Source organism: Streptomyces subrutilus, from assembly GCF_001746425.1.
In the GTDB taxonomy this organism is placed as follows: domain Bacteria; phylum Actinomycetota; class Actinomycetes; order Streptomycetales; family Streptomycetaceae; genus Streptomyces; species Streptomyces subrutilus_A.
Genome location: NZ_MEHK01000001.1, coordinates 626,756 through 652,065, shown reverse-complemented (window position 1 = coordinate 652,065; position 25,310 = coordinate 626,756). Strand labels below are relative to the sequence as shown.

At 72.0% G+C, this 25,310-nt stretch carries 28 protein-coding genes; 17 read left to right on the top strand and 11 right to left on the bottom strand.

The genetic code is table 11. The features are described from left to right. Positions 1-53 precede the first annotated feature (53 nt). Entirely contained in the window at positions 54-449 is a 396-nt protein-coding gene (locus BGK67_RS03890; RefSeq protein WP_069918569.1) for a RidA family protein, read from the top strand. Between the two features lie 84 nt (positions 450-533). After that, entirely contained in the window at positions 534-887 is a 354-nt protein-coding gene (locus BGK67_RS03885; RefSeq protein WP_069918568.1) for a VOC family protein, read from the top strand. A gap of 341 nt (positions 888-1,228) precedes the next feature. Here the strand turns inward: BGK67_RS03885 and BGK67_RS03880 are convergent, their stop codons facing one another. Further along, positions 1,229-1,492: a DUF5133 domain-containing protein gene (locus tag BGK67_RS03880; protein ID WP_069918567.1), complete on the bottom strand. Its 264-nt coding sequence runs from the start codon at positions 1,490-1,492 to the stop codon at positions 1,229-1,231. A gap of 471 nt (positions 1,493-1,963) precedes the next feature. Between BGK67_RS03880 and BGK67_RS03875 the strand changes: the two genes are divergently transcribed. Beyond that, positions 1,964-3,328, top strand: coding sequence for an NAD(P)/FAD-dependent oxidoreductase (locus tag BGK67_RS03875; RefSeq protein ID WP_069918566.1), 1,365 nt, complete (start codon positions 1,964-1,966; stop codon positions 3,326-3,328). 26 nt (positions 3,329-3,354) lie between these two features. Here BGK67_RS03875 and BGK67_RS03870 read toward each other — a convergent pair whose 3' ends face one another. After that, the gene (locus BGK67_RS03870; RefSeq protein WP_069918565.1) at positions 3,355-3,771 is read right to left on the bottom strand and encodes an ATP-binding protein; all 417 of its coding nucleotides are present in this window, start codon (positions 3,769-3,771) and stop codon (positions 3,355-3,357) included. 327 nt (positions 3,772-4,098) lie between these two features. On the opposite strand from BGK67_RS03870, the gene BGK67_RS03865 reads away from it, so the two are divergent. The 11 genes from BGK67_RS03865 to BGK67_RS03815 all read left to right on the top strand — a co-directional run bounded on the left by BGK67_RS03865 (position 4,099) and on the right by BGK67_RS03815 (position 14,250). After that, positions 4,099-4,431 carry an STAS domain-containing protein gene (locus BGK67_RS03865; RefSeq protein WP_069923609.1) on the top strand — a complete coding sequence of 111 codons (333 nt, stop codon included), beginning with the start codon at positions 4,099-4,101 and terminating at the stop codon, positions 4,429-4,431. After that, positions 4,431-5,114 carry a response regulator transcription factor gene (locus tag BGK67_RS03860; protein WP_069918564.1) on the top strand — a complete coding sequence of 228 codons (684 nt, stop codon included), beginning with the start codon at positions 4,431-4,433 and terminating at the stop codon, positions 5,112-5,114. Before BGK67_RS03865 ends, BGK67_RS03860 begins: the two co-directional genes overlap by 1 nt. After that, complete coding sequence (locus BGK67_RS03855) at positions 5,111-6,298, top strand: PAS domain-containing sensor histidine kinase (RefSeq protein WP_069918563.1); 1,188 nt, start codon at positions 5,111-5,113, stop codon at positions 6,296-6,298. Before BGK67_RS03860 ends, BGK67_RS03855 begins: the two co-directional genes overlap by 4 nt. After that, positions 6,295-6,717 carry a response regulator gene (locus BGK67_RS03850; RefSeq protein ID WP_079153996.1) on the top strand — a complete coding sequence of 141 codons (423 nt, stop codon included), beginning with the start codon at positions 6,295-6,297 and terminating at the stop codon, positions 6,715-6,717. The genes BGK67_RS03855 and BGK67_RS03850 overlap by 4 nt, the downstream gene beginning before the upstream one ends. A gap of 171 nt (positions 6,718-6,888) precedes the next feature. After that, positions 6,889-7,629 (top strand): class I SAM-dependent methyltransferase, encoded by a 741-nt coding sequence (locus BGK67_RS03845; protein WP_069918562.1) that lies wholly within the window; start codon positions 6,889-6,891, stop codon positions 7,627-7,629. Positions 7,630-8,350: 721 nt separating this feature from the next. Next, positions 8,351-10,174: a hypothetical protein gene (locus BGK67_RS03840; protein WP_069918561.1), complete on the top strand. Its 1,824-nt coding sequence runs from the start codon at positions 8,351-8,353 to the stop codon at positions 10,172-10,174. Between the two features lie 226 nt (positions 10,175-10,400). Next, positions 10,401-10,748, top strand: coding sequence for a hypothetical protein (locus tag BGK67_RS03835; RefSeq protein ID WP_069918560.1), 348 nt, complete (start codon positions 10,401-10,403; stop codon positions 10,746-10,748). Positions 10,749-11,045: 297 nt separating this feature from the next. After that, the gene (locus BGK67_RS03830; protein ID WP_244291138.1) at positions 11,046-11,510 is read left to right on the top strand and encodes a hypothetical protein; all 465 of its coding nucleotides are present in this window, start codon (positions 11,046-11,048) and stop codon (positions 11,508-11,510) included. A gap of 169 nt (positions 11,511-11,679) precedes the next feature. Further along, positions 11,680-12,507, top strand: a complete 828-nt coding sequence (locus BGK67_RS03825; protein WP_069918559.1) for a class I SAM-dependent methyltransferase — start codon at positions 11,680-11,682, stop codon at positions 12,505-12,507. Positions 12,508-12,757: 250 nt separating this feature from the next. Next, positions 12,758-13,342, top strand: a complete 585-nt coding sequence (locus BGK67_RS03820; protein ID WP_244291137.1) for a TetR/AcrR family transcriptional regulator — start codon at positions 12,758-12,760, stop codon at positions 13,340-13,342. Further along, positions 13,339-14,250 carry an SDR family oxidoreductase gene (locus BGK67_RS03815; protein ID WP_069918558.1) on the top strand — a complete coding sequence of 304 codons (912 nt, stop codon included), beginning with the start codon at positions 13,339-13,341 and terminating at the stop codon, positions 14,248-14,250. The genes BGK67_RS03820 and BGK67_RS03815 overlap by 4 nt, the downstream gene beginning before the upstream one ends. Before the next feature lie 422 nt (positions 14,251-14,672). Here BGK67_RS03815 and BGK67_RS03810 read toward each other — a convergent pair whose 3' ends face one another. From BGK67_RS03810 to BGK67_RS03800, 3 genes are all read right to left on the bottom strand, one after another. Beyond that, a complete protein-coding gene (locus tag BGK67_RS03810) occupies positions 14,673-14,894 on the bottom strand; it encodes a mycothiol transferase (protein ID WP_069918557.1) in 222 nt (73 codons plus the stop codon). 149 nt (positions 14,895-15,043) lie between these two features. Next, positions 15,044-15,604, bottom strand: a complete 561-nt coding sequence (locus BGK67_RS03805; RefSeq protein ID WP_069918556.1) for a CchlQ — start codon at positions 15,602-15,604, stop codon at positions 15,044-15,046. A gap of 282 nt (positions 15,605-15,886) precedes the next feature. After that, the gene (locus BGK67_RS03800) at positions 15,887-17,209 is read right to left on the bottom strand and encodes a DUF4241 domain-containing protein (protein WP_069918555.1); all 1,323 of its coding nucleotides are present in this window, start codon (positions 17,207-17,209) and stop codon (positions 15,887-15,889) included. Between the two features lie 204 nt (positions 17,210-17,413). Here BGK67_RS03800 and BGK67_RS03795 point away from each other — a divergent pair, with 204 nt between their 5' ends. Beyond that, positions 17,414-18,601 carry an ALF repeat-containing protein gene (locus tag BGK67_RS03795; protein WP_069918554.1) on the top strand — a complete coding sequence of 396 codons (1,188 nt, stop codon included), beginning with the start codon at positions 17,414-17,416 and terminating at the stop codon, positions 18,599-18,601. Between the two features lie 150 nt (positions 18,602-18,751). Here the strand turns inward: BGK67_RS03795 and BGK67_RS03790 are convergent, their stop codons facing one another. Next, entirely contained in the window at positions 18,752-19,060 is a 309-nt protein-coding gene (locus tag BGK67_RS03790; RefSeq protein WP_069918553.1) for a hypothetical protein, read from the bottom strand. Further along, positions 19,057-19,302, bottom strand: a complete 246-nt coding sequence (locus BGK67_RS03785) for a hypothetical protein (protein ID WP_069918552.1) — start codon at positions 19,300-19,302, stop codon at positions 19,057-19,059. The genes BGK67_RS03790 and BGK67_RS03785 overlap by 4 nt, the downstream gene beginning before the upstream one ends. A 138-nt stretch (positions 19,303-19,440) precedes the next feature. Between BGK67_RS03785 and BGK67_RS03780 the strand changes: the two genes are divergently transcribed. Further along, positions 19,441-19,695, top strand: a complete 255-nt coding sequence (locus BGK67_RS03780; RefSeq protein WP_069923605.1) for a WhiB family transcriptional regulator — start codon at positions 19,441-19,443, stop codon at positions 19,693-19,695. Positions 19,696-19,734: 39 nt separating this feature from the next. Here the strand turns inward: BGK67_RS03780 and BGK67_RS03775 are convergent, their stop codons facing one another. The 4 genes from BGK67_RS03775 to BGK67_RS03760 form a co-directional block, all read right to left on the bottom strand. Continuing rightward, positions 19,735-20,151 (bottom strand): hypothetical protein, encoded by a 417-nt coding sequence (locus BGK67_RS03775; protein ID WP_069918551.1) that lies wholly within the window; start codon positions 20,149-20,151, stop codon positions 19,735-19,737. Between the two features lie 119 nt (positions 20,152-20,270). Further along, entirely contained in the window at positions 20,271-20,810 is a 540-nt protein-coding gene (locus BGK67_RS03770) for a DoxX family protein (RefSeq protein WP_069918550.1), read from the bottom strand. Between the two features lie 153 nt (positions 20,811-20,963). Continuing rightward, entirely contained in the window at positions 20,964-23,099 is a 2,136-nt protein-coding gene (gene glgX, locus BGK67_RS03765; RefSeq protein ID WP_069918549.1) for a glycogen debranching protein GlgX, read from the bottom strand. A 49-nt stretch (positions 23,100-23,148) separates the two neighbouring features. Next, entirely contained in the window at positions 23,149-24,075 is a 927-nt protein-coding gene (locus tag BGK67_RS03760; protein ID WP_244291136.1) for a YihY/virulence factor BrkB family protein, read from the bottom strand. 102 nt (positions 24,076-24,177) lie between these two features. Between BGK67_RS03760 and BGK67_RS03755 the strand changes: the two genes are divergently transcribed. Next, positions 24,178-25,272 carry a mechanosensitive ion channel family protein gene (locus BGK67_RS03755; protein ID WP_069918547.1) on the top strand — a complete coding sequence of 365 codons (1,095 nt, stop codon included), beginning with the start codon at positions 24,178-24,180 and terminating at the stop codon, positions 25,270-25,272. The last annotated feature ends 38 nt before the right edge of the window (positions 25,273-25,310 follow it).

The following is a 25,310-nucleotide window of genomic DNA, read 5'->3' as shown; positions in this document are numbered from 1 at the left end:
ACCGAGCTGGCGGACGCCCGTATTCCGATCAATCGAATGGAGTCGTTGTGGCAGTGGAACGAACGGCGGTCAACCCGGTGACCTGGTCGCAGGAGCTGGGATTCAACCAGGGCGAGCTCGTCTCCGGGCACACCCGGACCCTGCACATCTCCGGGCAGACAGCGATGAGCGACGAGGGCGAGCCCCGGCACGAGGGCGACATGGCGGCGCAGTTGGCGCTGAGCGTCGACAACCTGGAGGCCGTCCTCGGCAAGGCCGGCATGTCCCTCGCGAACCTCGTCCGGCTGAACGTCTACACGACCGACGTCGATCAGCTCTTCCAGCACTACGGCGTGCTGGCGGGGCGATTGGGTGCCGCCGGGGTGGCGCCGGCCTCCACGATGCTCGGGGTGACGCGACTGGCGATCCCCGGCCAGATGGTCGAGCTGGAGGGGACCGCCGTCGCGTAGTCCGCGCAGCGCGTTCGGATTCAATCCGACAAGCGCGGCCGGAGCGCCGGTTGTGCGGAGCCCCGGCAGGGCTAAGCTCGGCGGATGACCTTGGAATGGGAACAGGTAGTCGTCCACTCGGTAGACCCGGCGGCCTTGGGACAGTGGTGGGCCGAGGCGCTCGGCTGGGTCCTGGTCCACTCCTCGGACGACGAGTTCGAGATCCGCCCCGAGCCGGACCGCATGCCGGGGCTGGACTTCGTCCGGGTCGAGGAGAGCAAGAAGGCCAAGAGCCGGCTGCACCTCGACTTCAGGCCCGACGACCAGGACGCCGAGGTGGCGCGCCTGGTGGCCCACGGCGCACGGCGTGTCGACATCGGCCAGGGCGAACAGCCGTGGGTCGTCCTGGCCGACCCCGAGGGCAACGAGTTCTGCGTCCTGGGTCCGCGGCGTCAGTAAGGCCCGGTCCCGCGCGGTGGACCGGGAGGAGCACGGCTGGCGTGCGGGCCGGGTCAGTGGGGGAGCGGGACATGGAATTCGGGGTGGGGCTGCCGCGGTACGGGCGCCGGCCAGGCGTGCGGCGACTGCCGCCGCATGCGCGTCGGACGAGGTGGAGGTCCCTGGGCCTGGGGCTTCTGGCGGCCGATCGGGCATCCCTTCCCTGAGGTTCGGCGGCGTCCGGCGTCCGGCGTCCGGCGTCCGGCGCGACCGGCGTCTGCTCGACGGGCTCCGGGTCAGGGAGCCGCGGGAGCCGGCCGGTGGCGGGGCGCTGCCTCCCGCGTCCCGCCACCGGCCTGCGACTACTTCGACGCGCCGCTCAGGACCTGGTGGTCCCGCGCGGCCGCCTCCCCTTCACCGAGCCACGCGGTGCGCAGCCGCTCCCGGGCCGCGGTCAGCGCGGACTCTATGTCACGTGTCCCGGTCGATACGCACAGCGTGTACACCAGGTCCTCCATGCGCTGCCGCGCCGGTTCGCGCCGGGCCGGATCCGCGGCGTGCGCTTGCGCCACCATCTCGTATTCCTCCACCAGATGCGCCAGCACCGCGGGGTGAGCCATCAGCACGATCTCGCTCCTTCACCAACGACGACTTCACGGGAGGCCGGAACGCCACCGACGCGTCGTCTGCCCCCGGTCGCGGATCCCATGCGCCACGGGCGTCGCCGTAAGTGCCGGTTCACATATGAGGCTTACGAGTCCTGGCGGAGTCGTCGTCAGGTGCGGCCGCCCCGGTGGCGGGGGCGGTGGCTTTCGCGGCGGGTCACCAGCAGCAGGGCCAGCAGCATCGGTGTGATCAGCAGGATCATGGTCCCCATGGCGATTCTTCTCCTCGCGATCGGTACCTCTTCGACCTCTTCGGCCTCTTCGCGCCTTTCCGCCCCGGACGCCGCCGAAACCCCCTGAACGTGCGGCGACACCGGATCGAAGGCGCCGAATCGTTCCTTCTTTCAGCCCATCGGCCGCTTCCCTGTGCAGAGCGCCGCCGGGCGGGCAGGCGCGGGTGGACCTGGCAGGCGCGAGGGAAGGACGGACACCGTGGTACGACCGAGGATTCTCGTGGTGGGAGCCGGATTCGCCGGGGTCGAGTGCATCCGGCGGCTGGAGCGCAGGCTGTCGCCCGCAGAGGCGGACATCACCCTGGTGACCCCGAACTCATACCAGCTGTATCTGCCGCTGCTGCCCCAAGTCGCCTCCGGCGTGCTGACCCCGCAGTCCATCGCCGTCTCGCTGCGTCGCAGCAGCCGCTACCGCACCCGGATCATCCCCGGCGGCGCCGTCGGCGTGGACACCGAGGCAAGGGTCTGCGTCGTACGGAAGATCACCGGCGAGCTGACGGAACACGCGTACGACTACCTGGTGCTGGCCCCCGGCAGCATCACCCGCACCTTCGACATCCCCGGACTCACCGAGCACGCCCGGGGCATGAAGACGCTCGCCGAGGCCACGTACCTGCGCGACCACGTCATCGCGCAGCTCGACCTGGCCGACGCGAGTGAGGACGAGGCGGAGCGCGCCGCCCGGCTCTGCTTCGTCGTGGTCGGCGGCGGGTACGCCGGCACGGAGACGGCCGCCTGCCTCCAGCGGCTCACCCACCACGCCGCGAAGCGCTACCCCCGGCTGGACCCCGGCCAGATCACCTGGCACCTCCTCGACCTCGCCCCGAAGCTGATGCCCGAACTCGGCGACAGCCTGGGCCGGGTGGCCCTGGACGTGCTCCGCCGCCGCGGCATCCAGGTGTCCCTCGGCGTCAGCGTCGCCAAGGTGAGCTCCACGGAGGTGACGCTGACCGACGGCCGGGTGCTGCCCAGCAGGACCCTGATCTGGACGGCCGGAGTCGCCGCGAGCCCGCTGATCGGCACGCTGGGGGCGGAAACCGTCCGAGGCAGGCTCCTCGTGACGCCGGAGATGTCGGTGCCCGCCGCGGCCGGGGTGTTCGCGCTCGGAGACGCGGCGGCCGTCCCCGACCTCGCCGCACGCGAAGAGGGCGCGATCTGCCCTCCCACGGCGCAGCACGCCCTGCGCCAGGGGCGCGCCGTCGCGGACAACCTGATCGCGACGCTTCGCCACCAGCCCCTGCGGCCGTACGTGCACAAGGACCTGGGGCTCGTCGTCGACCTCGGGGGCACCGACGCCGTGTCCAAGCCGCTGGGCATCCCGCTGCGCGGGCTCCCGGCCCAGGCGGTGGCCCGCGGGTACCACTGGTCGGCGCTGCGCACCAACGTCGCCAAGACGCGCGTGCTGACCAACTGGCTGCTGAACGCGGTGGCCGGGGACGATTTCGTCCGCAGCGGGCTCACCGCCGCAAAGCCGCCGACGCTGCGCGAGTTCGAGTACACCGACACCTACCTGAGCGCCGATCAGGTGCGGGCCCACATGGCGGCGCTACGGGCCACCGGCTGACGGGACGGTCCTCGGCCGGCCGGGAGCTACCAGGCCAGCTCCGCGTGGACGGTCTTGCCGCCTTGGCGGGGGACGACCCGCACCCGGCGGGCGAGGGTCTGGATGATGCCCCACCCGCGTCCGCCGGTCCGGTCGGGAGGCCGGGAGTGCGGGGGGTGCGGGCTGGTGTCCCGCACGGCGATCTCGATCCCGCCGGAAACCAGGCCGATCTCCAGGACGAAGGGCCCGGGCGCGTGGCGGACGGCGTTGGTCACCAGCTCGGAGACGACCAGCAGGACGTCGTCGTGAAAGGTACGGCGGGCGGGCTGCGCGGCGTGGTGGCGAAGGAACACGGCGGCGGTTTCCCGCGCTTCGGCGATGCAGCCGGGTGCGCCGTCGAAGTCCACGCGCACCTCCGCCTGACGGGGGTCCTGTGGAACGGCGGACGGGAGCTCCAACCCCATGCCCCTTCCCTGCGTGCCTGCCGCTCGGGTGCCCCGCCGCTGCCTTGGGAGCACGTAGCGCTGTAGGGACGCCGGCCCTCGGCGTTTCCCCGCACAGCAGGGTACCCAGCCCGCTCGAAACGTTCACGGGTCGCGGCCCCCGCTGTGCCTTCTCGGGCATCTGATGTCACACGCTGTCACACGCGGTTGCGCTGATCCGGCCACACCGAGGTGGCCCGTGAGGAGAACGGGTTCCTTTCTAGTGCAGATTCACTACTCTTGACTGGTGCCCATTACCCAGGCTGGGGGCTGCCGTATGAAAGCAGACGTAACGTGACCGGCCGCCCGGTGTTCCACATCAGCACCGCACTCGGCGACGACGTGGTCGCTCTGCGGCTCGTCGGCGCGTTGGACCTGGACGCCACCGCTCAGTTGCGTGCCGCCGTCGCCGAGTGCTTCGCGCGGCGGCCCGAACGTGTCGTGCTCGATCTGCGCGGCCTGCGGTTCTGCGACTGTGCGGGGCTCCACGTGCTGATGGAGGCCAGAGCCACAGCGGATAGGATCGGCACGGAGCTGCAGGTGGAGGGCGCCCGCACGCAGGTGGCCCGACTGTTCGCTCTCACCGGCGTCGACGACCTGTTCGCCGACGGCGTGCCCCGCCTACCCCCGAGGACCGTGTGATGCCTTCGACACCGCAGACCACGCCGGACACCGTGCGGGGCGCAGCGGTAGAGCGCATCACCATCCTCCTCGTCGAGGACCACGACATGGTGGCCGAGGCGATCCGGCTCGCCCTGGACCGCACCGACGACCTGGAAGTGGTCGGCCGCAGCCTGTCCCTGCGGGACGCGCTGGCCGACGCCATCCGGCTGCGCCCCGCCGTGGTGGTACTGGACCGGCGACTGCCCGACGGCGACGGCATCGCCGCCATCGCCGCGCTCAAGGCCGCCGCACCCGGCACCCGGGTCCTGGTGCTGACCGGCGAAGGGACACCGGCGCTCGCCGCCCGCGTCGCCGAGGCCGGTGGCTCGGGGCTCATCCTCAAGGCCGGAAACCTCGCCGAACTCCAGGACGGCGTACGCCGCGTGGCGGCGGGCGAAGTGGCCTTCAGCAAGGGCCTGCTCAGCGGGGCGCTCGACCGGCTGGCCGGCAGAACCGCAGGCCTGGGCGCCACGCTCACCCCGCGCGAACGCGAGACCCTCTGCCTGCTCGGCGACGGCCTGGGCACCGCTGACATCAGCCGGCGGCTCGGCGTCGCCCTCAACACCGCCAGGAACCACGTCCAGCGGGTCCTGGAGAAGCTCGGCGCCCGCTCCCAACTGGAGGCGGTCGCCGTGGCCCGCCGTGAAGGCCTGCTCCGATGACCGACAACAACGACCGCGCAGGACAGGGCGACCGCGCCGGACAGGGCGGCGTCCTCGCGCCGACCGAGACGGCCTTCACCCTGCTGGTCACGAGCGTCCTCGACTACGGCATCTTCATGCTCGACCCCGAAGGCCACGTGTCCAGCTGGAACGCGGGCGCGGAACGGATCAAGGGCTACCGCGCCGGCGACATCATCGGCAAGCACTTCTCGGTCTTCTACCCGCCCGAGGACATCGCCGCCCGCAAGCCCCACCTGGAGCTCGAGACGGCCATCACCGACGGCCGGCTGGAGGACGAGGGCTGGCGCATCCGCAAGGACGGCTCCCGCTTCTGGGCCAACGTCGTGATCACCGCGCTCTTCGACGCGACCGGCGAACTGCGCGGCTTCGGCAAGGTCACACGGGACATGACCGAGCGCCGAGCCGCCGAGCAGGCGCTCACCGAACGCCGTCGCCTGTTCACGCACCTGGTCCAGGCACAGGAGCTGGAACGCCGCCGCATCGCCTGGGACGTGCACGACGACTCCATCCAGGCCATGGTCGCCGTGGGCATGCGGCTCCAGCTCCTCGCCGACCAGGCGGGCGAGCCGTACGCGCGTGAACTCTCGCAGCTCGACGCGTCGGTGCGCGAGGCGGTGGGCCGTCTGCGCAGTCTCACCTTCCGGCTCCAGCCGCCGGGCATCGACCGGCACGGCCTGATCGAGTCGCTCTCCCAGCACCTCAACGACGTGGTGGCCGGGAACTGGGGCCTTGAGCCCGCCCTGGAACACGACGTGGAGAAGGAACCGGGCCCCGAGACCGCGATCACCATCTTCCGTATCGTGCAGGAGGCGCTGCTCAACGTGCGCAAACATGCCCGAGCGCGCACCGTACGGGTCAGCGTCACGACGGAGAACCAGGGGCTGCGGGTGCGCGTGGCAGACGACGGCATCGGCAAAGCGGCGGCCCCCCGGCGGCTGCGCGAGCACTTCGGGCTGATGGAGATGCGGGAGCGGGCCGAGACCGCCGGCGGCTGGTGGACCCTGCGCAGCGAGCCCGGTACCGGCACGACCGTCGAGTTCTGGGTGCCCGACCTGCCCACCGGCGAACTGGACGAACCGCTGCCCGGTCCGTACGGATCCGGACCCGGACCCGGACCCGTCAAGAGCTTCGACTCCCTGACCGCCTCCCAGGGGCCGCTGTGACCCCGCACACCCCGTCCGTCCCGCCGGCCACGCCCAGCGCCCCCGTGCGGGTGCTGATCTGCGACGACAACACCATGCTGCGCACGGCGCTGGCAGACGTGATCGAGGCCCAGCCCGACCTCGTCCTGGCCGGCAGCGCGGCCGACGCCGACGAGGCCATCCGGCTCGCCACCGTCCGGAGGCCGCACGTCGTGGTGCTCGACGTGCGCTTCCCCGGCGGCGGCCCGTACGCCGCCGAACAGATCCTCCGCGCCGTCCCCGGGGCCCGCGTCCTGGCGTTCTCCGCTTACGGCGACCAGGGCCCGCGCACCGAGATGGCCGCGGTCGGCGTCGCGGGATACCTCGTCAAGGGCATCGCCAACGCCCAACTGCTGGCCGAGATACGAGCCCTGGGAGCCGAAGCCCTCAGGGCCGCTTGATCCTGGCGCGGGGTCCACTCCCGGGCCCCACTTGGACGCACCTCAGGAATTCCCCCCGTATCTCTGTGCCTTCCACCAGTACGAAGTCCCAGGGATGAGGGGGGAGACTTCCCGCCGAGGGCCGCGGCTCGTTCTGAGAGCCGACGCCACAAATCGAGGGGATCCACCACGATGAGTGGTCAGTTGTACGACGGAATCGGCGAAGCATTCGAAGGCTTCAAGACCCTGCCCATCATTCAGTACACCGAGGTACCGGGGTTCCTGGCCCTGGTCGGCGACGTCACGGGCAAGTCCGTGCTCGACATCGCATGCGGTACCGGCTTCTACAGCCGTGAACTCAAGCGCCGCGGCGCGTCGCGTGTGCTCGGGTTCGACATCTCCGGCGCGATGGTGGACGCGGCCAACGCCCGTGAGGAGTCCGAGCCCCTCGGCATCGCCTACGAAGTCGGGGACACGGCCGCTCTGCGGACCTTCGACGAGCCCTTTGACGTCGCCGTGGCCGTCCAGGCATTCAACTACGCGAGCCACGTCGCCGAGATCGAGCGGATGATGCACAACATCCGGCGCAGCCTCGTCGCCGGCGGTTCGTTCTTCCTGTTCGTGCAGAACCCGGCCTACGACTTCAGCGGTCCGTCGCTGGAGAAGTACGGGTTCCTCTGCGAGGCGACGGGCAAGGACAACGAGATCGGCCTGGGGACCCGCATCACGGCCCTCCTGGACCCGCCCGTCTCCTTCGAGGCGACCACGCCGTCGGCGGAGACGTACGAGAAGACGCTGACGGCGGCCGGGTTCACCGGCATCGAGTGGGTTCCGCTGGATGTCTCCGACGCCGGCGTGGAGAAGTACGGCGAGGAGTTCTGGGCGGACTACTCAGCGAACCGCCCGCTGATCATGATCCGCTGTACCGCCTGACGCACGATCCCGTCGGCGGCCCCGCCCTTCGGGGGCGGGGCCGCCGCTTACGGGGAGGGGGCCGGCCGCGCCGTGACCCCTGGCATCCCGGCCCGGCCCGCCCGGGCCCGACCGCCCGAGGCGCCCCGGGCCGAGGTCAGCGCTTGCTCCGAAGGCGCCCGAGCAGCCCGCGGGCCTGCTCCCGCTTCCGCGGGTCGGAAGCCGCACGCCGCACCGAAGCGATCGTCCGCTGCCCCTGCGGGGTGCGGCTGAACTGCTTGATCTTTGCGAGTAGTCCGGACATAAGCCCTCCCGATAGCCGTCGTGATGCCAGGTCGTCTGCCCAGGGTCTCTCTCTCGAAACAAGAAGCCCGGTGAGCTGCTCTGCCGGTCGGCCGCGAGGGCTCACGCGACGCACCGCTCGCAGACGCCGCGGTCAGGATCCGCTGCTTCCTCGGGTTCCATTAGCCGAAGCCCCGGACGTGCCGCGAGCGGGAGGGGCGGCTGCCGGTGGGGCGGGCAGGCCTCGGCGCCGCTGCCAGCACCGGCCCGCACGACGGGGAGATCGTCGTGACCCTCCGTGTGATCACGATCCAGTGCTACGCCGACGCAGGCCAGGGCCTACCGTGTGTCCTGGAGGAGCCTGCATCGGGGAGAGATTCCCGGTTCCGCGGTCTCCTCCACAGCAGCAAGGCGAGCCATCCGGCGCTGCCCAAAGCACACATCTCACGGAAACCTGACTATGACGCAACTGACCCCCTCGCCCGCCGGGACCGAAGGCGCCCGGGACGCCGGGGATCCCTTGGCGGAGGGCCGTTCCCGCGCGGGATGGTGGCACGCCCGCTGGGTGGTGCCGTCGGCGCTCGCCGTCGGATACGCGCTGAGCGTGCTCTTCCGGCTCTCCCTGGTCACCGATCAGGACCACCCGACGGTCTCCCCGGACGAGCAGATGTACCTGGTGATGGCCAGGTTCCTGGCCGGCAGACCGACCACCGAGATACCCGGCGACCAGATCATCCCGAGCGGGTACTCGCTGCTCATATCGCCGGCCTTGCGCCTCACCCAGGAACCGGTCCACGCGTACCACCTGATCATGGGCATCAACGCCCTCGTCAGCTGCCTGATGCTCCCCCTCGCGTACTGGGCCCTGCGCCGTCTGAACGTCTCCCGGCCGGTCTCGTACGCGGTCGGCGTTGCCGCCGCGACGCTGCCGACGGTGCTCTTCTACACGCAGTACGCGATGGCCGACACCCCGCTGCCGGTCCTGGTGCTGCTGTGGCTGATCGGTGTGCACGGCCTGTTCTCCGAGGGCAGCGGGCGTCGCAGGGTCTGGTTCGGCCTGCTGGCCGGCCTCGCCGCCGGGTACTGCCTGCTCACCCACGACCGCGGCGGCGTGATCATCGCACTGACCGCCGTGGTGCTGCTGGCGGCGCTGGCCTTCAACTGGGCACCGCGCGTCGCCAGTGCGCTGGCGCTGGCCTCGCTGGGGGTGATGTTCGTCGTCAAGAAGCTGATGACCGCCTGGCTGATGGCACGGATCGACGGCGCCCGCCCGAGCGAGGTCGGCAACGCCGTCTTCGACACCCTGGCGAACACCCAGCTGATGCGCCGCACCGTCATGCGGTGCGTCGGCCACCTCTGGTACTTCATGACCTCCACGTGGGGCCTGGGCGCGCTGGCCCTGGTGGTCTGCGTGTACGTGGTGTTCAGCAAGCGCTTCGGCCTGGCCGATCGCGTGGTCGCCTTCCTCATGGTCGCGCTGCTGGCCGGCATCACCCTGGCAGCGGCCGCCGGCCTGCCCGCCGACGGCCGGATCGACACCATCACCTACGCCCGCTACCTCTCCCCGCTGGCCCCGGTGTACATCCTGGTCGCGATGGCGGCGCTCTACCGCGTCCGCGGCTGGAAGAAGATCGCCGCGCTCGGCACGGCCGCGTCCGCCGTGACCCTGGTCCTCCTGGCGGTGCTGCTCCGCCTGGCGGGCGCCGAGCTCGTCAAGTCCTACTTCGTCGTCTGGGGCCTGCCGGACGCCACCTTCCTGTCCAGCCTCTGGCCCGCGAACGGTGACTGGGGCGGCTTCCACGCCGGCCGCACCACCGTGATCGCGCTGCTCGTGCTCGCCGTCGTCCTGCTGCTGCGCCTGCTCGCCGGCAACCGCAGGGCCGCGCTCGCCACCGGCGTCGCCGGGCTGTCGCTGGCGGTGTTCGCCGGCGTCGCGAGCGCGGCCATCACCGAGCGCATCACCGAGCCCCGGACCAAGGGAACCCAGGGGATCGCCGCCGGGTTCATCGAGGCGGCCGGCATCCGGCCCGGCGACCGCATGGTGATGGACGACGGCCTCGTCTGGGAGATCCGCGCGACGATGACCTTCATGGTGCTCGACGGACGGGTGTGGTCCCGCGCGCTGAACAAGAACGCCCCCGTGCCGGCCGAGGCCGACGTGGCGGTGTTCGCCCTCGCCGACCAGCAGGCCCCGGCCACCGACAGCTGGCGCAACGCCCCGGCCGGCTGGCACGTCGACCGGGACGTCCGGGAGCACCAGTTCGTCGTCTGGCGCCGAAGGTAGCCCTGTCGAGTTGTCACAGAACGTCATGGCCAGGCCCTGCGCAGAGGGGGGCCTGGCCTGTCCGCCCGCAGCTGAGCTGATCGGGTACTCGGCGAGCCGGCGGCCCCTGTTCGGCGCAGAGGGCCTCACCGACCCTCGAATGTGCGGCGAGCACCGGGGAATGAGAGCAGGCGATACGAGCCGATGAGGCCGCTGTGCAGGCTGTCGAGGACGAGGAGATCGCTCAGTGGGTACCGTGTGGACATTCGGGCAAGCAAGCGGCTACACCCCGCGGCAGTCGCTGGTGGGTTTCACCGTGGAGGCTGCTGACGGTGTCATCGGGCACGTGGACCGACAGCAGGACCAGACCGGTATGCAGCACTTGGTGGTCGACACCGGCGTGTGGGTGTTCGGCAGGAGCGTGCTGATTCCGGCCGGCGCCGTCACCGCCATCGACGCGGAAGCGCAGACGGTGCAGGTCGCACCCAGCCGGGAGCAGATCAAGGCCGCTCCCCGGTTCGCCACCGACAGCGACACGGCGGACCACGACTACCTGTCCGCAGTCGGCGAATACTATCTTTCCCTTGGTCTGTGAGGGTTTCCGCGCACCCCCTCGCGAGGTGACGGGCCCGGCATCCCGCGCGTGACGGGGCGGCGAAGCCGGGCGGTGGCCGAGGCGGGGCGGCGCAGCGCCGAGGGCCGTCACCCCGCCTGCGGGTGACGGCCCTTCGCCTTGCGCTGCCGGAAGGGCGCCTCGGTCCCCCGGAGCGCGGGACGTGGGCCGTGGGCCTTTCCGCCCCGGACCGGCGGCGAGTGGGCGATCATGCTGGTGGCGGGGTTCGGTGCGGGCACGGGGGGTACGGCGATGGAGGATGTGCGGGGAGCGGAGTTCGTGACGGTCGCGGGTCTGGTCGCGGCGGTGGCGCAGGGGCAGAGCGGCGCGCTGTGGCGGCTGGAAGGCGTCGACCGGCAGCTGGACGCGAACCTGGTGCGCCACCTGCCCGGGGCCGGCGCGGCGCCGCACACGGAGGACGAGGTCGACGTGATGATGGTCGTCGTCGCGGGCACCGGCACCCTCACCCTCGACGGCACCCAGTCTCAGCTGGCCCCCGGATTCCTCGGCCTGCTCCCGCGCGGCACATCCCGGGCGCTGCTCGCCGGCCCGGAGGGACTGCTCGTCCTGACTGTCCACCGGCGGCGCCGCGGCATGCGCATCGGACGGGCCACCCCTGCCGCGCCGCCCCAGCCGTGCGCGCTGCACCGGGTGTGCGGCCGCTGTCACCGCCACGCGATCGAGGCGGACGCCCGCTACTGCAGCGGCTGCGGCACGGCTTTGACGGCCAGTCCCGGACGTTGACATGCCGACACGGAGGTGTGCGGTGTGGCGCGCGGGCGGGGTGGGCGCCCGGTTCTCGGATCCGCCAAGCGGCGGGCCGCTTACGGAGCCGCCTCCGGGCCACGGGGCTCCGCAACGTCACCCTCCTGGCCCTGGTCCCAGGGCCGCCGCAGTGGACAGGTATAGGGACATGAGCAACGAGAATGCCGCCCCCGACGGCCTGAAGGCGAAACACCGTGCGATGTGGGCTCTGGGCGACTACCCCTCCGTGGCGACGCACGTCATCCACGGGCTGGGTGGCGAGCTGGTGCGGGCGTGCGGCGTCCGGCAGGGCGACCGGGTCCTCGATGTCGCGGCCGGATCCGGGAACGCGGCGATCCCCGCCGCCCTCACCGGCGCCGACGTCGTCGCCTCCGACCTCACCCCCGAGCTCCTGGAGGTCGGACGCCACCTCGCCGAGACGCGCGGCGTCCGGCTGGACTGGCGGGAAGCGGACGCGGAAGCCCTGCCCTTCGCGGACGGCGAGTTCGACACCGTGATGTCCTGCGTCGGCGTCATGTTCGCCCCGCACCACCAGCAGGCCGCCGACGAACTGGTCCGGGTCTGCCGTCCGGGTGGCACCATCGGCCTGATCAACTGGACCCCGGAGGGGTTCATCGGGCAGATGTTCGCCGCGATGCGCCCCTACGCGCCCCCGCCGCCGCCCGGTGCACAGCCGCCGCCCCTGTGGGGCGATCCGGAACACGTCCGCGCCCTGCTCGGGGACCGCGTGGGTGACGTCGACGCCCGTCGGCAGCGGTTGCGCGTCGACCGGTTCGCGCGGCCGGAGGAGTTCCGCGAGTTCTTCAAGGCCTGCTACGGGCCGACGATCGTCACCTACCGCTTCATCACCGAGGACCCCGAGCGGGTGGCCGCGCTCGACGCGGCCCTCGACGACCTGGCTTCGCGGCACCTGGCCGACGGCGGCATGGACTGGGAGTACCTGCTCATCACGGCTCGACGGGCCGCCGCGGAGTAGGCGACGGGTGGGGCCGGTCGCGCGCGTGGGCGGGCCGCCGGTACAGCAGCGCCGGGGCCGCTCCCGTATCCGGTGGCGGCCCCGGAGCATGCGTGGCGCCGGTGAGTGACGTGACACCAGCTCCCACGCGGGCTGTCGGGGCCAGGGTCGGAGGTTGTCACGGACGACCCCGGTGCGTTTTAATAAATGAACAAGCATTTACTAATGATTGGCGGCGGTGATGGGTCGTCCCCGAGGGGTCGAGGATGAAGTGATCCTGCGTGCGGCGGCGCAGGTCATGGGCCGGGTGGGGCCGATGGGCCTCACCCTGGCCGCCGTGGCGCGCGAGGTCGGGCTGGTGCCGGGCACCCTTGTGCAGCGGTTCGGGTCCAAGCACGGTCTGCTTCTGGCCCTCGCCGACCAGTCCGAGAAGGACGCGAGCCTGATGACGGGGCGGGCACGTCAGGCGCACGCCTCGGCCCTCGCGGCCTTGGCGGCGCTGACGGTGGAATCGGTGGCGGCGATGGCCACGCCCGAGAGCTTCGCCCACCATCTGGCATTCCTTTGTACGGATCTCGTCGATCCGCAGCTGTACGAACGCGCTCTGGCCATCCACCTCACCCAGCGGCGGGGCATCGAGGAGCTGTTGGCGGAGGCGGCCGACGCGGGCGAGCTCCGCGCCGACACGGATGCCGCGGCACTGGCCCGCACGGTACAGGCGGCCCTCGCCGGCGCCGGCCTGACCTGGGCACTCGAACGCGAAGGCACCCTCGAACAGCGGCTCCGGCAAGAGCTCGACACGGCGCTTTCCCCCCACCTGCCGACCCGGCGCAGCCACCCTCTGGAGGAGTCATGACGACGGACACACGCCCGCTGGCCGGGAAGGTGGCCCTGGTCGCCGGCGGTACCCGGGGCGGCGGACGGGGCATCGCCGTCGAGCTCGGTGCCGCCGGCGCCACCGTGTACGTCAGCGGCCGCAGCAGTACGGGCGGACGCTCCGATCTGGATCGCCCGGAAACCATCGAGCAGACGGCCGAGCAGGTCACCGCCGCAGGCGGTCGGGGCATCCCCGCCCGAACCGACCACAGCCGTCCCGACGAGGTCCGGGCCCTCGCCGACAGGATCGCCGCCGAACAGGACGGACGGCTCGACATCCTGGTCAACTCCGTATGGGGCGGGGACCCGCTGACCGACTGGGAACACCCCCTGTGGGAGCAGGATCTGGACACCGGTCTGAGGCTACTGCGGCAGGCGGTGGAGACCCACGTCATCACCAGCCGGTTCGCCCTCCCCCTCATGGTCCGCCGCAAGACCGGCCTGGTCGTGGAGGTCACGGACGGCAACACCGCCCGCTACCGGGGTACGTTCTTCTACGACCTGGCGAAGTCCGCGGTCATCCGCCTCGCCGTCGCCCAGGCCGCCGAGCTCAAGCCCCACGGCGTCGCGGCCGTCGCCGTCACGCCCGGCTTCCTGCGCTCGGAAGCCATGCTGGAACAGTTCGGTGTCACCGAGGCCAACTGGCGCGATGGCGTGGCCCGGGACCCGAACTTCGCCCACTCCGAGACCCCGGCCTACCTCGGCCGGGCCGTCGCCGCCCTGGCCGCAGACCCCGGCATCATGGCCAAGACCGGACGGGCCCTGGCCACCTGGGGCCTGTACCGGGAGTACGGCTTCACCGACGCCGACGGCACACAACCCGACTTCGCCGCCCATTGGGCCGCGAACCTGGAAGAGGAGTACGGGCCCCTCGGAGACCCGCTGTAGTCCTGGCGGTCGGGGCAACCTGCGCGACGCCTCCGCCTTCCCGCCGCCGCGCGCTGCGAAGAGGTCCGCTCCGCGGTGACGTGGCGTGCCGGGCCGGAGGCGGGACGTCACAGAGCGGCAGTCTCCCCGCGTGCGGGTGGGCACCTGCTCGGAGGGGGAGGTAGGGGCAGGTGCCCACTGGTTCGGCGGTCGGGGGCCGCTCAAAGGCCCGGCCGCCTGCTTCCACCGTACGGCGGGAGCGGTCCTGCCTCCACCTGCGGGGCCGCGGCTCCGGTAGGGGGCTGCCGGTGCGGCGCTTCAGCGGAATGCGTCGGTGCCGGCGGTCATGCGGTCGTTGCCGATCGCGCGGCCGGCGGACTCCTTGACCTTGCATTGGCCCGGTCGGCGCACGCCGTGCCCATTGCGGCGCCCGGGGCCGCCGTCTAGTGGCCGGTCGTGCCGTCGAGCATCTCGCGCAGGATGTCCAGATGGCCGTTGTGGCGGGCCGTCTCCTCGGTGAGGTGGAGGAGGATCCAGCGCAGATCGACGTGGAGGCCGTCGCGGACGGCTCGCTTGGCGCGGGCGGTGTCACGTGTGTAGTCGAGGAACGTGGTGAGCTGGGTGCGCTCGTCCCACGCGGGCGCCGTGTCGTTGATTCTGGTCATCGCGCGAAGCGTCCCCGACCACCGTGACCGGTGTCGAGGCATTTTCATCGACAGCCCCGACCTTCCGCGCCTGGCTGCTCTTCCGACGGTCACCGAGGACCGCGAACGCCGCCCGCGACGATCACGAGCGCGACCCGGCCTTCCCGGGGTCACCGCTGCGTGGACGCCGTGTCCGCCTCGCGCCGGCCGCAGATCGGGCAGCGCTCCCGGCCGTCCCATGCGGACCAGCCGAAGTCGGTCGGGGTGAGGGCCTGGCCCTCCAATTCCTCGCGGACGGCCGCGCGATAGGCCCAGACGGCATCCAGGTAGGGGTGGTAGATCTCGTGGAACGCCGGGCTCGAGGTGCCGGCGCCCGCGGCGACCGCCTTCCGGAGGGTGCGGAGGTGTTCGAACATGGTCTGGCCCGGGCCCGCTATCCGGGCGCTGGCGTCGATGAAGAGCCGCTCGCGCACCTCGTAGATGCGGGCGTCCGCCAGGGCCGCGCGGCTGGCCTGCTCCAGATCGGTCTCCCCGGCGCCGTCCTGGGCGAGGCGGCGCAGTTCGGTGTGGGCCGCGCCCGCCGCCGCGATGAACTCCGTGTAGACGTCGCGGCGGCGCTCCTGAAGGCCGCGGCGGTGTTCCTGGCGGGTGCGCAGGCGGTCGGCCAGCACCGTGCCGCCTATCGCGATCAGACCGCCCCCCAGCGTGGCGACCAGCGTTCCCCACTCCATTCCGTGCCCCCAGTCCGTGTTCCGGCAGGCACGCCCTCCGCCCCTTCCGTCCCGCAGATCATGCCTGAACGCCCGGGTTGGGCCCAGTACTTCGGGAGCGGAGAGCCGGGCCGGCCATGGGCCCCCGCCGGCACCTCCACCTTCTCGGGGACGAGGACCGGCCGTTGCGCGGCCTTCCCGGTTGGCATCGAGGAGGCCTGCATGCGGCTCGTTCCAGTACGTCCTGATCACGGCCGACCCATCCGACCCGGGGCCCGTCCCCGCGCACCGGGAGGGCCGTTCTCAGGCCGTCACCTGTGCCTCGACCTCGTCGGCGCCGTCGGGGTCGAGGACCGTCGGCATCCCGTCCACCAGCACCACCACCTCGGCCACCTCCCCGTCCGCACAACGCCCCACCCACACGGGGTAGGTGCCGTCGCCGGTCGTCGCGAAGGCCACCAGCTCGCCGCCGGAGGCCCCGTCCCGCGTGCGGAGGAGGTACATGGAATCGCTGATGTCCTCCCCGGCGCCCGGCTCTCCCCGCACGAGGTGCCGCTCGAAGAGCTCCTGGAGCGAAGCCCAGGCCCCCGCGTCGGCGAAGCAGCCGGTCGCGCCGTCGGTATTGAACCCGAACACCTCGTCCTCCACGAGGAGCCGAGGGTCGTCGTCCCGCCCGAGGCCCATCTCCCATGTTTCGGCTGGGGTCTCGCCGACGCGCAGCCGGACCGCCGTGGTGGCCGTGCGCGTGGTCCGGCCCTTGCTCCACTCGCAGTCGTAGACGGCCTGGACCAGGCCTTCTTCGAGCACGTGCGTCCCCGGGGGGACGGGAACCGTGATGGCGGGCCCTTCGCCGTGGAGATCGTCCGGCCCGGATACGGCCAGCAGGCCGCTGGGTACGGACAGGGTCCCGGTCTGCCGCGGCTCCACGACGGTCATCTCGAGGTGGTACCCGTCGCTCAGCCGCGTCCCGGGCCGGAAGAATGCGTCGAGCGGTCCGGGCTGGGCTGGGCGGGGCGGCCGCCAGCAGGTGGCGGGGGCACCGGAGCTGTCGTCCGGCGTGGTGGAGGTGACTTCCGCGGCCCGGAGGGTCACCGGTTCCGGCAGCCCGCGCCGGCGAGCGGCGACCACCGGCCAGTCGTCGAAGTCGGGTCGGCCCTGCCAACGCCGCGTGTCGGCGCGGGGAGGCGTGACCAGTCTGCCTCCGCCCGCACCCTCGGGCTCGTGCGAGACGGATCCCTTGCCGTTCGGAAACAGCTCCATCTCCGACCGGGAGCACGCGTCGTCGAACTCCGCCATCTCCGGTCCGCTGTAGCGCCACTTGCGGGTGCGGCGGCTGAGCAGCCGCGTCGGGTCGTCCAGCAGCCGGAGGTCCAGTTCGTCGGTGCGGCGGCCCTGGTCGTCGTAGGCCCACAGACCGACGTAGTGGTCCCGCCAGGAGACCAGCCGGACCTCCAGCGGAACCTCCTGCCCCGGAATCCGGTACGTCACGACATACGGCAGCCCCGCCACATCCCGCTCCCGCGCCGCCTTGACGGACAGCGGCCGCCAGGGCGCACGGGCCTCCAGATCCCACGCCAGCGCGTACGCCACCTCCACGACCGTCCCCGGCCCCTGTTCCCCGCCCATACCGCCACCGTCCGCCGTTCGCCGTGCCCGATCTTCCGACGCCTACGGTAGCCAGCGCCACTGACGGCGGGCGAGGGCGGACAGCCCTCGGCGCGATGCCGGCGTGCACCGGGCGGCGGGCGAAAAAGTTGACGTATCAGTACAACCGTTGGCCCAGGTCACGGGTCTCACGGGATGAAGAATCGTTTCCAGGGGGTTTTGTCTGTGAAGTTGTCCCGGATCGCCGCAGCGGTCACCACGGCCGCTCTTGCTCCGGCCGTCCTCATCGCGTCACCGGCGTTCGCCGCCGGTTCGGACGCCCCGGCCGCCGGCCACCAGCCGGGCCCGACCGCGCCGGACCGGTCCGTGCCCGACCAGTCCGTGCCCGACCAGGCCGAAGACGACCGCAAGACCATTCTCGAGATCATCGCGCACCCGATGGCCAGCCAGTACATGAAGACGGCCGGCCTCCAGGCCATCGCCGACGGCCCGCAGGCCATGCGGAAGTTCATCGAGGTCGACCAGCACAGGATCCGCATCGACGACTACCGCGTGGCGATCGCCCGTCTCGCCCACGAGGCCGGCCCCGGCCTGCGGGAAGGCATCGACAAGATGTTCCGGGACGGGGTGACCCTGGAGCAGCTGCGCCACTTCTACGAGGTGACCCAGCACGAGCTGCGCGACGAGGACAACAAGGTCGAGATCTCGCGGCTGATCGGCACCGGCGGCCCGGCGGTGAAGGAGGCCGGCAAGAAGGCGCTCAAGGGCACCCCCGCCGACCGCGCCGCCTTCCTGAAGACGGGCCGGTTCCTCGCCCAGGCCTCGGACGACCGGGTCGAGCTCGCGCGCATCGACGAAGGCTGGCAGGGCCCGATTCTGAGCGAGGCGATCAGCAAGCTCCTCAACGGGTCGCCCACCCCGGCCGAGCTGCGCCACTTCCTCGAGGTCACCCAGTACGAGCTGCGCGATCAGGACAACCGTGTCGCCATCGCCAAGATCATCGACGCTGGTGGGCCGGAGCTCGTGAAGGCGGGCCTCGCCGCTCTGGCCGGCACCGCCGCCGAGCGGGCCGAGTTCCTGAAGACCGGTCAGCACGAGGCCCGCGCAAAGGACCAGGCCGCAAAGGACCAGGCGGCCAAGGACCAGGCCGCCAAGGACCAAGCCGCCAAGGACAAGGAGAAGGACGGCCAGGGCAACGGCTCCGGACCGGCTTCCGGCAACGGTGGTACGGCGGGCGGCAGCGGCTCCGGCAACGCCGCCGTCACCGCCCAGGGCGGCAGCGGTGCGGCCCTCGCCAGCACGGGCGCGGGCGACGGCACGACCCTGATCGCGGGCGGCGCGGGTACCGCACTCGTCGCCGGCGCCGGCCTGCTGCTCGCCGCCCGGATGCGCCGCACCGGCGCGGAGAGCTGACCGGGGCGACCCGTCGCGCACCCGCACGGTGCGCACGGCCGGGCCCCGCCCCTTCCCGGGCGGGCGGACCGGAACGTGCCTGAGGGCCGCCACCCGCACGGGTGGCGGCCCTCAGGCGTTCGCGCACTTCACCGAAAGTCGCGGCCGGTCTCAGAACTCGCCCTCGATACCCGTGACGGCCGGAGGCCCCAGGGGTGCGTCCTTCTCCGAGAACCCCAGCTCACGCAGGGCGCCGCCGGCCAGGCGGACGGCGTCGTCCTCGGCCGTGGCCCGGTCGGCGGCCTCGATTTCGAGCCGGACGGAGAAGGTACCGTCCTCGTGGACCGTCAGCAGTTCCACCTCCTCCGCCTCGCTCAAGTCCGTGTGGTGCGGCGCCAGGCGCCGCGCCAGCTGGGAGCGGGCTGCATCGTCGACGTCCCTCAGGAACGTGCCCGGCACGGTGATGACGTAGGTGGTCACTGCTGCCTCCTGTCGGCCGGCAAAGGCTGACTCTCGTTGTGGGATGCCACGGTAGCCCGCACCGGCCGTACCTGGGTCCACTCGGCGAACCACCACGCGCCGGTGACCACGCCCGCCCACACCAGCCCCCTCAGGAAGGCCGACTGCCACGGCGCGTGTTCGACCACCCGTTCCACTCCCGTCATCACCACCCAACTGATCATCAGAACAACGGCTGTACGCACCCTCCGATGGCTGAACATGTCACCCGCCTACCCCGGCAGCGTGCGTTGAACAAACAGGCCGCAATGGAGAAGCGGTCGCTCCCCGCCTGCATAGACCGGCCGCCACCGGCCAGGAGGGTAGGGAAGGAACCGGTCGAAACGGATGGAGGAATGACGATGAACTGGCGCCACGAGGCCGCCTGTCGGTGGGAAGACCCCGATCTGTTCTTCCCGGTGGGATCCAGCGGCCCGGCCCTGCTCCAGGTCGAGGAGGCCAAGACGGTGTGCCGCCGTTGCCCCGTCGTGGAGGAGTGCCTCCGGTGGGCCCTCGAAGCCGGTCAGGACATCGGTGTGTGCGGCGGCATGGGCGAGGAGGAACGACGGGCCGCCAAGCGCCGTGCGGCCCGGGCCCGCGCCCGATCGGCGAACTGAACCGGGGCCGGGCCCGAGCCATCGGGCTCGGGCCCCCGGTTACCCGTCGCCGCGCCCGGGGTGGCCTTCGCGGTCCCCGGTGCGCGGCTTCGTGCCGTCCGGGCCGGGCCGCAGGTCCAGCATGGCGAGGAGCGAGGCCAGGTCGTCGGGGCTGGTGGTCCGGGACACGACTGCCTCGTGGGCTCGTTCACGAGGATCGGGGGCATCCGGGAGGTTCTCCCCGCATCGTGGCCCCTTCGCGGAGCCGGATCCGGACTCGTCCTCCCGCACGGGGCACGAGCGGTGCTCGGCCGCGGTCGGGCAGACGGCTTGGGTGCCCGCGGTACGGCGGTGCCGCGTACTGCGGGTGACGTCGGCCAGGGTCCGGATCAAAAGCCGCGGGCAGAGCGCGGTGGGCCGGAGCAACGAGCCGAGGGACCGCCGATGGGCGGTGGCGGTGCGGTGGTCGTCTGCCATGTGGTGCTCCTCGTCGTTCCGGTCGGGTCCCGGCGGCGGGCGCCGGGACCCGGATGACGTGCGATCCGTGGAGGTGCCGACCGCGGGGCCCGCCCCGCGGCAGCCGATGCGGCCCGCCCTCAGCGGGAGCCGGTGAGGGAGCCGGTGACGGCCTTGGCCCGGTTGACCGTACTCGCCGCCGCCGCTTCGGCGGGGCGGCGGACGGCTTGGACCGGGTGCCGGTGGTCGAGTGCGTGTCGGGAGCGGTAGGCGAGGGAGGGCTTGCCGTGGGTGTCCGCGGCGGCGATCAGGAGCCCTCCCAGCGCGGAGAGGTCGGTCAGGAAGTGAGCGCGCTGCCGTGCGCGCTCCTCGGGTTCCTCCACCGTCCAGAAGGCGTGTGCGGCGAGGGAGGTCGGCACCAGCGTGGCGGCGAGCGCGAGCGCGGCCAGGCGCGGGGCGCGCCCCGTCGCGAGCATCAGACCCGCCGCGGCCTGGACCGAGCCGGTGACGCGTACCAGTTGGCGCGGATCCCCGGCCAGGGCCGGGGCGTACTTCCCGATCACCCGGACGACGGGTTGGGCGACCTCCACGACGGCCTCGGGGCGGCGCAGGGTGCGCAGCCCGCCGGTGAGGAACGGGGCGGCGAGTAGGGGACGGGCGAGCTTTCGTAGGACAGCCATGTTCCGCTGCTGCCCAGCTCCGGCCCGTCCATCCGGTCCGGTACCGGCTGTCTGCCGGCGGTCCGCACGCGAGCTGCGGCGCGGGGCCGGGCCGCCCGGGCGAACCGGCTCGGTCCCCCGAGACAGCGCCCGTCCCGGAGCCGTGCGCAGAGCTCACCTCTCGTCCGGCGCCGCATCCTCCCGAGCGCTGCGCAGGACCACGGTGCTGAACGACTCCAGCCGCAGCGTGCTGCCCGCCTTCAACTCCCGTTCGTCCGGGGCGTCGGTGCTCGCGGTGTCGACCAGCTGGGTCCAGCGGACGGCGAACCGCTCGCCGGGCAGGCGGAAGTCGATCACCGTGTCCGAGCCGTTGAACATCAGCAGGAAGGAGTCGTCGGTGACCCGGTTGCCGTAGCGGTCCGGCTCGGTGATCGCCTCGCCGTTGAGGAACACGGTCAGCGCGCCTGCCTTCGGCCACGTCCAGTCCTCGTCCTCCATCGGCGTGGCATCGGGGCGGAGCCACTCGACGTCCGCGGGCAGCCGGCCGGTGTGTCCGGCGGCCCGCCCGGAGAAGAAGCGCCGGCGCCGCAGCACCGGGTGGTCGCGGCGCAGCCGGATGAGGCCGGAGGTGAACTCGAGGAGCCGCCGACCGGGTTCGTCGACGTTCCAGTCGATCCAGGTGGTCGGGTTGTCCTGGCAGTAGGCGTTGTTGTTGCCGCCCTGGGTACGGCCCAGCTCGTCCCCGTGGCTGATCATCGGGATGCCCTGGGAGAGGATCAGCGTGGTCATGAGGTTGCGCTGCTGTCGTTCGCGCAGGGCCAGGATGCCGGGGTCGTCCGTCTCGCCTTCCGCTCCGCAGTTCCAGGACCGGTTGTGGTCCTCGCCGTCCCGCCCGTCCTCCCCGTTCTCCTCGTTGTGCTTGCGGTCGTAGGACACCAGGTCGCGCAGGGTGAACCCGTCGTGCGCCGTGACGAAGTTGACGCTGGCGAGGGGGCGTCGCCGGTCGTGTTCGTACAGGTCGGCGGAGCCGGTGATACGGGCGGCGAATTCGCCGAGCGTGCCGTCGGCGCCGCGCCAGTAGTCACGCACGGCGTCGCGGTAGCGCCCGTTCCACTCCGACCACAGGGGCGGGAAGTTGCCGACCTGATAGCCCCCTTCGCCGAGGTCCCAGGGTTCGGCGATGAGTTTGACGCGGCTGATCACCGGGTCCTGCTGGATGACGTCGAAGAACGCCGAGAGCCGGTCGACCTCGTGGAACTGGCGGGCCAGGGTGGCGGCGAGGTCGAACCGGAAGCCGTCGACGTGCATCTCCTGGACCCAGTAGCGCAGCGAGTCCATGATGAGCTGCAGCACGTTGGGGTGGCGCATCAGCAGGCTGTTGCCGGTGCCAGTGGTGTCGTAGTACTGGGAGCGGTCCTCGTCGACCAGACGGTAGTAGGCGGCGTTGTCGATCCCCTTGAACGCCAGGACGGGACCCTTGTCGTTTCCCTCGGCGGTGTGGTTGTAGACGACGTCGAGGATCACCTCGATGCCCGCCGCGTGCAGCGCCTTCACCATCTGCTTGAACTCGGTGACCTGCGCTCCGCGGCCCACCGCGGCCGCGTAGGCGTTGTGCGGTGCGAAGAAGCCGATGGTGTTGTAGCCCCAGTAGTTGGACAGGCCCTTCTCCGCCAGGTGGCCGTCCTGGATGAACTGGTGCACCGGCATCAGTTCCAGCGCGGTCACCCCCAGGCCCGTGAGGTGGTCGAGGATGGCGGGGTGGGCGATGCCCGCGTAGGTGCCGCGCAGTTCCTCGGGCAGGGCGGGGTGGGTGCGCGTGAGTCCGCGTACGTGGCCCTCGTAGATGACGCTCTCGGCGTACGGGTGGCCGGGCGGCCGGTCGTCGCCCCAGTCGAAGCCGCGGTCGGTGACCACGGACAGCATGGTGTGGCCCGCGCTGTCCAGGGTGTTGGGCTCCGCGCCGTCCGCGAAGTGGTGGCCGTAGAGCGACTCGTGGTGGTCGAGCGCCCCGTCGAAGGCCGTCGCGTACGGGTCGAGGAGGAGCTTGGCCGGATTGCAACGGTGCCCGGCGGCCGGGTCGAAGGGGCCGCTCACGCGGTAGCCGTACCGCTGGCCGGGGCCCACGTCCGGGAGGTGGATGTGCCACGCGGACCGGTCGATCTCGGTCATCGGTACGCGGGTCTCGTGCCCCGCGTCGTCGAGCAGAACCAGCTCCACGGCCTCGGCGACCTCGGAGAACAGTGCGAAGTTCGTCCCGGAGACGTCGTACGTCGCTCCCAGGGGATACGGTTTGCCCGTCCATGTGCGCATGCGGTCACGCTACTGTCGGCGGGGCCCCCGGGGCCGCTGGTCCGTCGGTTCAGGGTGTCGCAGCGCCTGCCGGGCCGCCCGGCGCCGCCCTGCCGGCCCGGTCCCGGGCCCGTTCCGCGTTGAACTGGGCGCCCGTGAGCAGGGCGAGGTTGGCGAACCACAGCCAGACGACGAAGACGACGATCCCGGCCAGCGAGCCGTAGAGCCGGCCGTAGGTGTCCAGCTGGGTGTAGAGCGTGAAGAGCCCCGAGGCGGCGAGCCACAGCAGGGTCGCCAGGACGCCGCCGGGCAGGCCCCGGCGCTTGCCGCGGGTCTGCGCCGGGCCGGTACGGAAGAGCACCAGGACGAGCAGGGTCACGACCACCAGCAGCACCGGCCAGCGCAGCAGCGCCACGCTGTGCACGGTGCCCGACCCCGCGCCCGCGGTCCGCATGGCCCAGTGGGCCGCCGGCCCCGACACGACCAGCCCGGCGGCGCCCGCCACCAGCAGGACCAGCAGCAGCGTGGCCGTCATGAGCAGCGTGTGCGCCGCCCGCAGCGGCGGCCGCGTGTCGGGCACCCGGTGCATCGTGTGCAGGGCGCGGCGGAACACCGCCAGATAGCTGCACGCCGACCACAGCGCGCTCACGGCACCGCTGGCAAGCAGCAACCAGATCGAGGTGTTCGCCGCCGAGAGCCCGTCGAGCGCCTCGCGCAGCACCTGCGCCGACTGGGGCGGCGCGTACGAGGTGAGCTCGGCGACCAGCCGGTCGCGCGTGGCCCCGCCCAGCAGCCCCACCAGCGAGACCGCGATGACGAGGGCGGGCAGGAGCGCGAGGACCGCGTAGTAGGTGAGTGCCGCTGCCTGGTCGGCGACGTTGTCGGTCCAGACGCGCACGGCCGTACGCGCGAGCGCGCCGCGGGTGCGGACCGCGACTTCGGCGAGCCGGCCTGTGCCGCGCGATGCGGTGTTCGGGATCCCTGTCACGGAACGCACGTGCCCGAAGGTGGCCGGGGCCATGCGTGGGGCGACGTGTCGGCGCGCCGCTGGTGGGCAGGCGCGGGGGCAGTCCATGCCCCCGACAACCGCTGAGGAGACATGAACACCGTTCTTCGCCTGCTGACCGTTCTGGGCGGCTCGGTCCTGCTCACCGTCGTGGCCGGATGGGCCGCCGGACTGCTGCTGCGCCGGGCCGACACCCGCCACCCGGAGACGCCCCTGTGGAACAAGCTGCGCCGCTGCCTCCCCGCGTTGCAGATCGTGCTGCTCGCCGCGGTGCTCAGGGGCGCCTACCGGCAGACGGCGTGGCAGCCGCTCCAGGAGAACCAGGCAGCCGTCGGCCGGATCCTCTCGCTCGCCCTGATCGGCGCGGGCGCCTGGCTCGTCGTGGGTGTGGCCTCCGCCGCCGTGGAGACCGGGTACGCCCGCTACGCCACCGGCACCCGCGACCCGGCCCGGGTGCGCAGGGTCCGCACCCAGGTGAGCCTGATCATGCGGGTCGTGACCGCCGTCGTCGCGGTCGTCGCCGTCGCGGCCATGCTGCTCGTCTTCCCCAGCTTCCGTGCGCTCGGTACCTCTATGCTGGCCTCAGCCGGGATCATCGGCATCGTCGCGGGCATCGCCGCCCAGTCGACGCTGGGCAACCTCTTCGCCGGCTTCCAAATCGCCTTCGGCGACATGGTGCGCATCGGGGACACGGTCGTGGTCGCCGGTGAGTGGGGAGTGGTGGAGGACATCACCCTCACCTTCCTCGCCGTACGGACCTGGGACGAACGCCGCATCACCATGCCCGTCTCGTACTTCACCTCCCGCCCCTTCGAGAACTGGTCCCGGGGCGGCGTGCAGATGACCGGCACCGTCTTCTTCCACTGCGACCACTGCGCGCCCGTTGACCTCATCCGCGACAAGGTGCACGAGATCCTGAACCACTGCCGGGAGTGGGACGGCCGCGGCTGGGACGTCGCCGTCACCGAGACGACCCCGTCCACCATCGTCCTGCGCGCGATCGTCACCGCGAAGGACGCCGACGACCTGTGGACCGTGCGCTGCGCCGTACGGGAGCAACTGATCGCCTGGCTCTCCGAGAAGCACCCCGACGCCCTGCCCCGGGTGGTCCTCGCGCCGGCGCCCGAGGCGAACGCCTCCTGGCCGGGCGGGATGACAGGAGCCGTACCGAAGCCGTGCCGGACCTGACGACCCCTCAACGCTCCCCCCTGGCTCCCGCTCCCTCG